Here is a 6,000-nt window from a genome sequence, read left to right on the forward strand (position 1 = left end):
GTCCGTTCCGGCAAGGACCCGTGTGGACGCCATAACGGCCGGAGCGGGGGCGCCTCCCGGCCGCGTAGCACCGGACACAGTAGGCTGGAGTGAACAATCCCCTGCCGCCCAGAAAGCGAATTCCATGAGCGCCGATAAGTCCACGAGCTGGTCCTACGCAGAAGATCTGCCTGCCGAGGACGAGGTCCTGTTGCACGCGCGCGAACGGTCGTTCGAACTGGGCGTCACCCCGGTGGGCCCGGGCGTCGGAGCCGTCCTGACGGTCCTGGCCGCCGCGTCCAAGGCCCAGACCGCGGTCGAAATCGGCACCGGGGCGGGCGTCTCCGGCGTCTGCATCCTGCGGGGCCTGGGTCCGCACGCGGTACTGACCACGATCGATGTCGACGTCGAGCACCTGAAAGCCGCCCGGGAAGCGTTTCAGGAAGCCGGCAGCCCGGCCAACCGCACGCGAACCATTTCCGGCCGGGCCCGCGACGTCCTCCCCCGGCTGACGGACGGCGCCTACGACCTCGTCTTCATTGACGCCGACAAGCCGAACTACCCCGGCTACGTGGAACAGGCCGTCCGTCTGCTCAAGACCGGCGGCCTGCTGATCGTCAACGATGCTCTCGATAAGGACAAAGTCGCCAACCCGGCCGCTCGCGAGGCCACCACGGTGATCCTGCGCCAGGTGGGCAAGTCCATCCGTGACGACGAGCGCCTCGCGTCAGCCATGCTGCCCACCGGCGACGGCCTGCTGGTCGCCGTCAAGAAATAGGCTTCCGCAGGCCTCAGGCACCCCGGCCGGCGGATCGCGAAAAGCCGGATCGCAAAAGAGGGCGGGGTCCGCAGCCGTCCGGCTGCAGAGCCCGCCCTCTGTCGAAAAGTTGAGTACTGCTATTCGGTAACGCCGACGAGGCATTCCTTCAAGTTGGTGGCTTCGGCAGAATTGAGTTCGACCACGAGCCGTCCGCCGCCTTCAAGCGGGACACGCATGATCAAGCTTCGTCCTTCTTTGGTCACTTCCATCGGGCCGTCGCCGGTGCGTGGTTTCATAGCCGCCATAAGGAATATCCCCTTCATTAGTCCAGTGACATACCAGCCCGGCCGGGCTGCGTCCGCTTAGTCAATCAAGCTGCCGGCGACCATTGATGACAGAGCCATCAGGGCCATATAGTCAGTTTGCTTCTTGTCCTTGCTTACCATCTATTATCGCGTAACAACGCGGCTGTAGCTAATCGTTGGACTTTCCGCCGCGCCGTGTCATGCCGGGCCGGGAGCCGCGAAAGGTGAAGCGCATCACGGCGGATAGTCGCCTCCGCCGGGCAACGGCGCCCACGCCCACAACCAGACGATCCAGACAATCTGCAGCAGCAGGAACATGAGGACCACCGCGCCCCGGTATGCGCGGGACCGTGAGATCAGGGCCGCGCTGAGAGCCAGCGGGAAGAGCGGAAGCAGCATCCGGAAGGTGCTGGTCTGGGGGTGCAGGAACAGCAGCAGGTAGCCCAGATAGCAGGCGCACCACAGCCGCAGTTCCGTGCCCAGCGCCCGCACCGGGCGGGACATCATGAACCAGGCGAACAGCGCAACGAAGACGAAGGGCGCCAGGAGGCCCAGGACCGGTCCGAAGAGCAGGACGCCGGTGTCGAACCAGGGTTTGAACGGCACCAGGTCGTGGCCGCGCCAGACGGTTTCGGTCTTGGTATAGGCCTGGATATCCCCCGTGACGGCCCAGGCGATGGCCGGCCACATCAGCGCGCCGGCCCCGCTGACCACTGTCAGCCCGGCGAGCGACCAGAGCTGGCTGCCGCCGTGCGGCGCGGCGCCGGACTGACCGGCGGGGCCCACCGCCGCGGTGCCCTGTGATGCGGGGCCGGAAGCCGTGCTGCGGTCCGTGCTGAGGGCTGCGCTGCGGGCCGCCGCGAAGTACTGCCACGCCCGGCGGAGGAACAGCAGCCCGACCATCGCCGCGAACGGCACGCCGGTCGGCCGGGACAAACACATCAGCGCGACGACGGGCATGGCCCACAGGTACCGGCGTTCCAGCACCAGCAGCAGGGCAGCTGCCAGCAGGAGCAGGTTCAGGGACTCGGCGTAGGGCACCTGGAGCACCGGCGAGACCGGAAAGGTGGAGACGAACACCGTTCCCCACAGCGCGGTGCGGTGCGGGGCCCGGTGCCTGAAGAGTTTGTAGATGACCAGCGCCGCACCCAGACCGCACACCATCGCGATGAGCGTCAGCGTGAACGCCGGGTCCATTCCGGTCAGGCCGGCGACCACGCGGCCCAGGATGGGAAAGAGGGCATAGAACGCCCAGGCATTTTCCTGGACGTTTCCGGCCCCGTCGGTGGGGAGGACCGCCGGGTAGCCGTTCCGGAGGACCTCGCCGTACCAGCGTGCATCCCAGATATTGACGAAGGACCAGTAGTCCGGTTTGGCGGGAAACCAGGGGTTGACGCCCTGATGCAGGGCGGCTGCCATGAAGATGCAGGCACTGATCAGCCGCGCGGCGGCGTAGAGTCCGCCCACCTGGACCCACCAGGGCCAGCGGGCCACCCGGGCTCCGGCTGTTGCGACGGCATTCCGGGCCGCTCCGGTGGCGCCCCGCGGCATGGGGCCGCCGGGGGCGCCGGCGCCGCCTTCCGCGCCCGGCCGGTTTTGCCGCTGCACCGTTTCCGGCGCTCGGGCAGAGGGGTGCTCACTGCTCACGGAGCCTGCTCCGGAACATCGCGCAGGCGTCCCAGTTCCGTCCCAAGGGCCGCGATTTTCCGGTCCTTGGCTGAGAGCTGTTCCCGCAAGTCGTCCAGCACTTGGTCCACCTGGTCCATCCGGTATCCCCGCAGTCCCACAGCGAACCGGAGACGGTCGACGTCGGACGGTTCCGCCTCGGCGGGCAGCAGCACGGGCGGGAGGTTGGCAACCGGCTGGTCGAAGCCGTCATCGAGGGCCTGCGCCGCGCCGTCGTCACCCCCGCGTCTGCCGCGGAAGACTTTCGACGCCCTGCCGGTGCCGAGGAGGAAAGCGGCGCCGGCCAGCGCAATCGCAAGGAAGACCAGGAAGAAGCTCACTCCCCCATCGTGCCAGACGACGGCGTGCCCGGATGGCGCTTCGGGGCCGGTCAGCCCCGCGTGCCGCCGGCGTCGCCGGTTCCGGACCCGCTGCCGTTTACTGATCCGTTGCCGGTGGTGCTGCCGTTGGGGTTCCGGTGCCGTGCGGCGCCTTCCACCACGAGCTCCACGGCGAGCGCGGGGTCGTCCACGACCTGCAGCAGGTCCAGGTCCTCCTCGGACATCATCCCTTCGGCGACCAGCGTGGTCTGGATCCATTCCACCATCGGGCTCCAGAACGCCGTTCCCACCAGCACAATCGGAAAGGACGTCACCTTCCGGGTCTGGACCAGGACCATCGCTTCGAAGAGTTCGTCCAGCGTCCCGAGGCCGCCGGGCAGCACGATGAACCCCTGGGCGTACTTCACGAACATGGTCTTGCGGGCGAAGAAATAACGGAAGTTGACCCCCAGGTCCACCCACTGGTTCATGCCCTGCTCGAAGGGCAGTTCGATGCCGAGTCCCACCGACACCCCGTTGCCCTGCACTGCGCCCTTGTTGGCAGCCTCCATCGAGCCGGGACCGCCGCCGGTGATCACAGCCAGCCCGGCTTCGGCCAGCTGGCGGCCCACCTCGACAGCAAGTTCGTAGTTTAAGCTGCCGGGCACGGTCCGGGCCGAGCCGAAGACGCTGACCGCCGGGCCCAGGTCGGCCAGGGCGCCAAAGCCTTCCACGAACTCGCTCTGGATCCTCAGAACACGCCACGGGTCGGTGTGGACAAACTGGCCCGGCCCCTTCGTGTCCAGCAGGGTCCGGTCAGACATCGTGACCTTGGCGGCCTTGCGCCGCAGCTCCAAGGGACCCTTGTGCCGGATCCCGCCCGGGGGCGGCGTGTCGCTGGGTTCAACTGCCGTCTGCGCGGGCGCCTTTCCGGCGGTTGTAGCGGCGGTTGTTGCGGCGGTCTTTCCGGCGGCTGCGCCGGCTTGGGCCGGGTCTCCGTTGTGCTGCGGATCGGTACTCATGCCCACAGGTTAGCGCGGAAATCCGCCTGCGCCGGTCCGGCACAGCACGGGATTGGGGCCGCCGGGGCCGGATCCGCCCTCCAGCCCCGCAGGCTACCGGAATCCGCCTCAAGCAGGCTGACCTGCAGGTATCTCTTGAATCACGATCTTCCGGAAGTGTGAGTGATTGGCGTCATATCCCGGCAATGTTCGCTAGATTCTTCTTATGACTACTCAAGTGCCCGGCGACGCGCTCGTCTCCCTGAACGCCGTCAATAAGCATTACGGCCAGTTGCACGTCCTGAAGGACATCAACCTCAATGTCCGCAAGGGCGAGGTCGTTGTTGTCATCGGGCCGTCGGGTTCCGGCAAGTCAACGCTTTGCCGGGCCATCAACCGCCTCGAGACCATCGACGACGGGGTGATCAAGATCGACGGCAAGGTGCTGCCCGAGGAGGGCAAGGAACTCGCCAAGCTGCGCGCCGACGTCGGCATGGTCTTCCAGTCGTTCAACCTCTTTGCCCACAAGACGATCCTTGAAAACGTCACTCTTGGCCCCATCAAAGTCAAGGGACTTTCGAAGACCGAGGCAGACAAGGACGCCATGGCCCTGCTGGAGCGCGTCGGCGTCGGGCACCAGGCGCCCAAGCTTCCGGCCCAGCTGTCCGGCGGACAGCAGCAGCGTGTAGCGATTGCCCGCGCCCTGGCCATGAAGCCGAAGGTCATGCTCTTCGATGAGCCCACCTCCGCCCTGGACCCGGAAATGATCAACGAAGTCCTCGACGTGATGATCCAGCTGGCCAAGGAAGGCATGACCATGATCGTGGTGACACACGAGATGGGCTTCGCCCGCAAGGCCGCGGACCGCGTGGTCTTTATGGCCGACGGCCAGATCGTCGAGGACGCCACGCCTGAAGAGTTCTTCACCAACCCCAAGAGCAGCCGCGCCAAAGACTTCCTCTCCAAGCTGCTGACCCACTGAGTTCCCTCCCCCACTGAGTTCCCTCCGAGTTCGCACCCTGGCCGCCGCGAGGCGGCCGTCCAATGAAAGGAATGTCATGAAGGCATTTATGACCCGAAGGAAATCCCTTCTGGTTGCCGCGTCCACAGCTCTGGCCCTCAGCCTGAGCGCCTGCGGCGGCAGCACCTCCACTTCAAACCCGCCTGTCGCCGAGAAGCCGAGCTTTGCTGCCGACACCACCATGGCCAAGCTTTCATCCGCCGGCAAGATCGTCATCGGCACCAAGTTCGACCAGCCGCTGTTCGGCCAGAAGGGCCTCGACGGCAAGCCTGTCGGGTTTGACGTGGAAATGGGCAAGCTGATTGCCGGCAAGCTGGGTATCCCGGCCGACAAGATCGAATGGAAAGAAACGGTTTCCGCAAACCGTGAGCAGTTCATCAAGAACGGCGACGTTGACATCATCGTGGCGACCTACACGATCAATGACAAGCGCAAGGCCGAAGTTTCCTTCGCCGGCCCGTACTACGAGGCCGGTCAGGCCCTCATGGTGAACAAGGACAACACGTCCATCACCAAGCCCGAAGACGTCAAGGGCAAGAATGTCTGCTCCGTGACCGGGTCAACGCCCGCCGCGACGATCGTGGAGAAGTACGGAGCAATCCTGGTTCCGGCCGCGACCTACTCCGCCTGCCTCGAGCCGCTTCGCAACAAGCAGGTTGAAGCGATCACCACCGACAACGTGATCCTCGCCGGCTTCGTGGCCAAGGAACCGGACGCCTTCAAGCTGGCATCGGACCAGACCTTCACCAAGGAGCCCTACGGCATTGGCCTGAAGAAGGACGACACCGTCTTCCGCAACTGGATCAACGACCAGCTGGAAGCTTTCGCCAAGGACGGGTCCTACAAGAAGGCCTGGGAAGACACCGCCGGAACGGTCATCAAGACTGCGCCCGAGCTTCCCACGATCGACCGCTACTAGCCAGGTGTGGCGGTTGCCGGGGCCCGTGCC

The 6,000-nt window shown here is 65.8% G+C and carries 7 protein-coding genes; 3 read left to right on the plus strand and 4 right to left on the minus strand.

Annotation, left to right across the window (positions count from 1 at the left end):
• Positions 1-124: 124 nt before the first annotated feature.
• Positions 125-757, plus strand: coding sequence for an O-methyltransferase (locus tag BJQ90_RS21895; protein WP_226762285.1), 633 nt, complete (start codon positions 125-127; stop codon positions 755-757).
• Between the two features lie 119 nt (positions 758-876).
• Here the strand turns inward: BJQ90_RS21895 and BJQ90_RS21900 are convergent, their stop codons facing one another.
• The 4 genes from BJQ90_RS21900 to BJQ90_RS21915 all read right to left on the minus strand — a co-directional run bounded on the left by BJQ90_RS21900 (position 877) and on the right by BJQ90_RS21915 (position 4,051).
• The gene (locus BJQ90_RS21900) at positions 877-1,044 is read right to left on the minus strand and encodes a DUF3117 domain-containing protein (RefSeq protein WP_069949162.1); all 168 of its coding nucleotides are present in this window, start codon (positions 1,042-1,044) and stop codon (positions 877-879) included.
• Positions 1,045-1,278: 234 nt separating this feature from the next.
• Positions 1,279-2,595 carry a hypothetical protein gene (locus tag BJQ90_RS21905; protein ID WP_226762299.1) on the minus strand — a complete coding sequence of 439 codons (1,317 nt, stop codon included), beginning with the start codon at positions 2,593-2,595 and terminating at the stop codon, positions 1,279-1,281.
• Positions 2,596-2,687: 92 nt separating this feature from the next.
• A complete protein-coding gene (locus tag BJQ90_RS21910) occupies positions 2,688-3,050 on the minus strand; it encodes a DivIVA domain-containing protein (RefSeq protein ID WP_226762286.1) in 363 nt (120 codons plus the stop codon).
• A gap of 50 nt (positions 3,051-3,100) precedes the next feature.
• The gene (locus BJQ90_RS21915; protein WP_226762287.1) at positions 3,101-4,051 is read right to left on the minus strand and encodes a TIGR00730 family Rossman fold protein; all 951 of its coding nucleotides are present in this window, start codon (positions 4,049-4,051) and stop codon (positions 3,101-3,103) included.
• Between the two features lie 205 nt (positions 4,052-4,256).
• Here BJQ90_RS21915 and BJQ90_RS21920 point away from each other — a divergent pair, with 205 nt between their 5' ends.
• Both BJQ90_RS21920 and BJQ90_RS21925 read left to right on the plus strand, forming a co-directional pair.
• Complete coding sequence (locus BJQ90_RS21920; RefSeq protein ID WP_226762288.1) at positions 4,257-5,012, plus strand: amino acid ABC transporter ATP-binding protein; 756 nt, start codon at positions 4,257-4,259, stop codon at positions 5,010-5,012.
• A gap of 76 nt (positions 5,013-5,088) precedes the next feature.
• Complete coding sequence (locus BJQ90_RS21925) at positions 5,089-5,970, plus strand: glutamate ABC transporter substrate-binding protein (RefSeq protein WP_226762289.1); 882 nt, start codon at positions 5,089-5,091, stop codon at positions 5,968-5,970.
• Positions 5,971-6,000: the final 30 nt, after the last annotated feature.

It is taken from the genome of Arthrobacter sp. SO3 (assembly GCF_020532825.1).
In the GTDB taxonomy this organism is placed as follows: Bacteria; Actinomycetota; Actinomycetes; order Actinomycetales; family Micrococcaceae; genus Arthrobacter.

Bases quoted from the DNA above. Each gene is read 5' to 3' on its own strand.
- BJQ90_RS21905 (WP_226762299.1), bottom strand. From the start codon at position 2,595: ATGCCGCGGGGCGCCACCGGAGCGGCCCGGAATGCCGTCGCAACAGCC.
- BJQ90_RS21915 (WP_226762287.1), bottom strand. From the start codon at position 4,051: ATGAGTACCGATCCGCAGCACAACGGAGACCCGGCCCAAGCCGGCGCA.
- BJQ90_RS21895 (WP_226762285.1), top strand. From the start codon at position 125: ATGAGCGCCGATAAGTCCACGAGCTGGTCCTACGCAGAAGATCTGCCT.
- BJQ90_RS21925 (WP_226762289.1), top strand. From the start codon at position 5,089: ATGAAGGCATTTATGACCCGAAGGAAATCCCTTCTGGTTGCCGCGTCC.
- BJQ90_RS21920 (WP_226762288.1), top strand. From the start codon at position 4,257: ATGACTACTCAAGTGCCCGGCGACGCGCTCGTCTCCCTGAACGCCGTC.
- BJQ90_RS21900 (WP_069949162.1), bottom strand. From the start codon at position 1,044: ATGGCGGCTATGAAACCACGCACCGGCGACGGCCCGATGGAAGTGACC.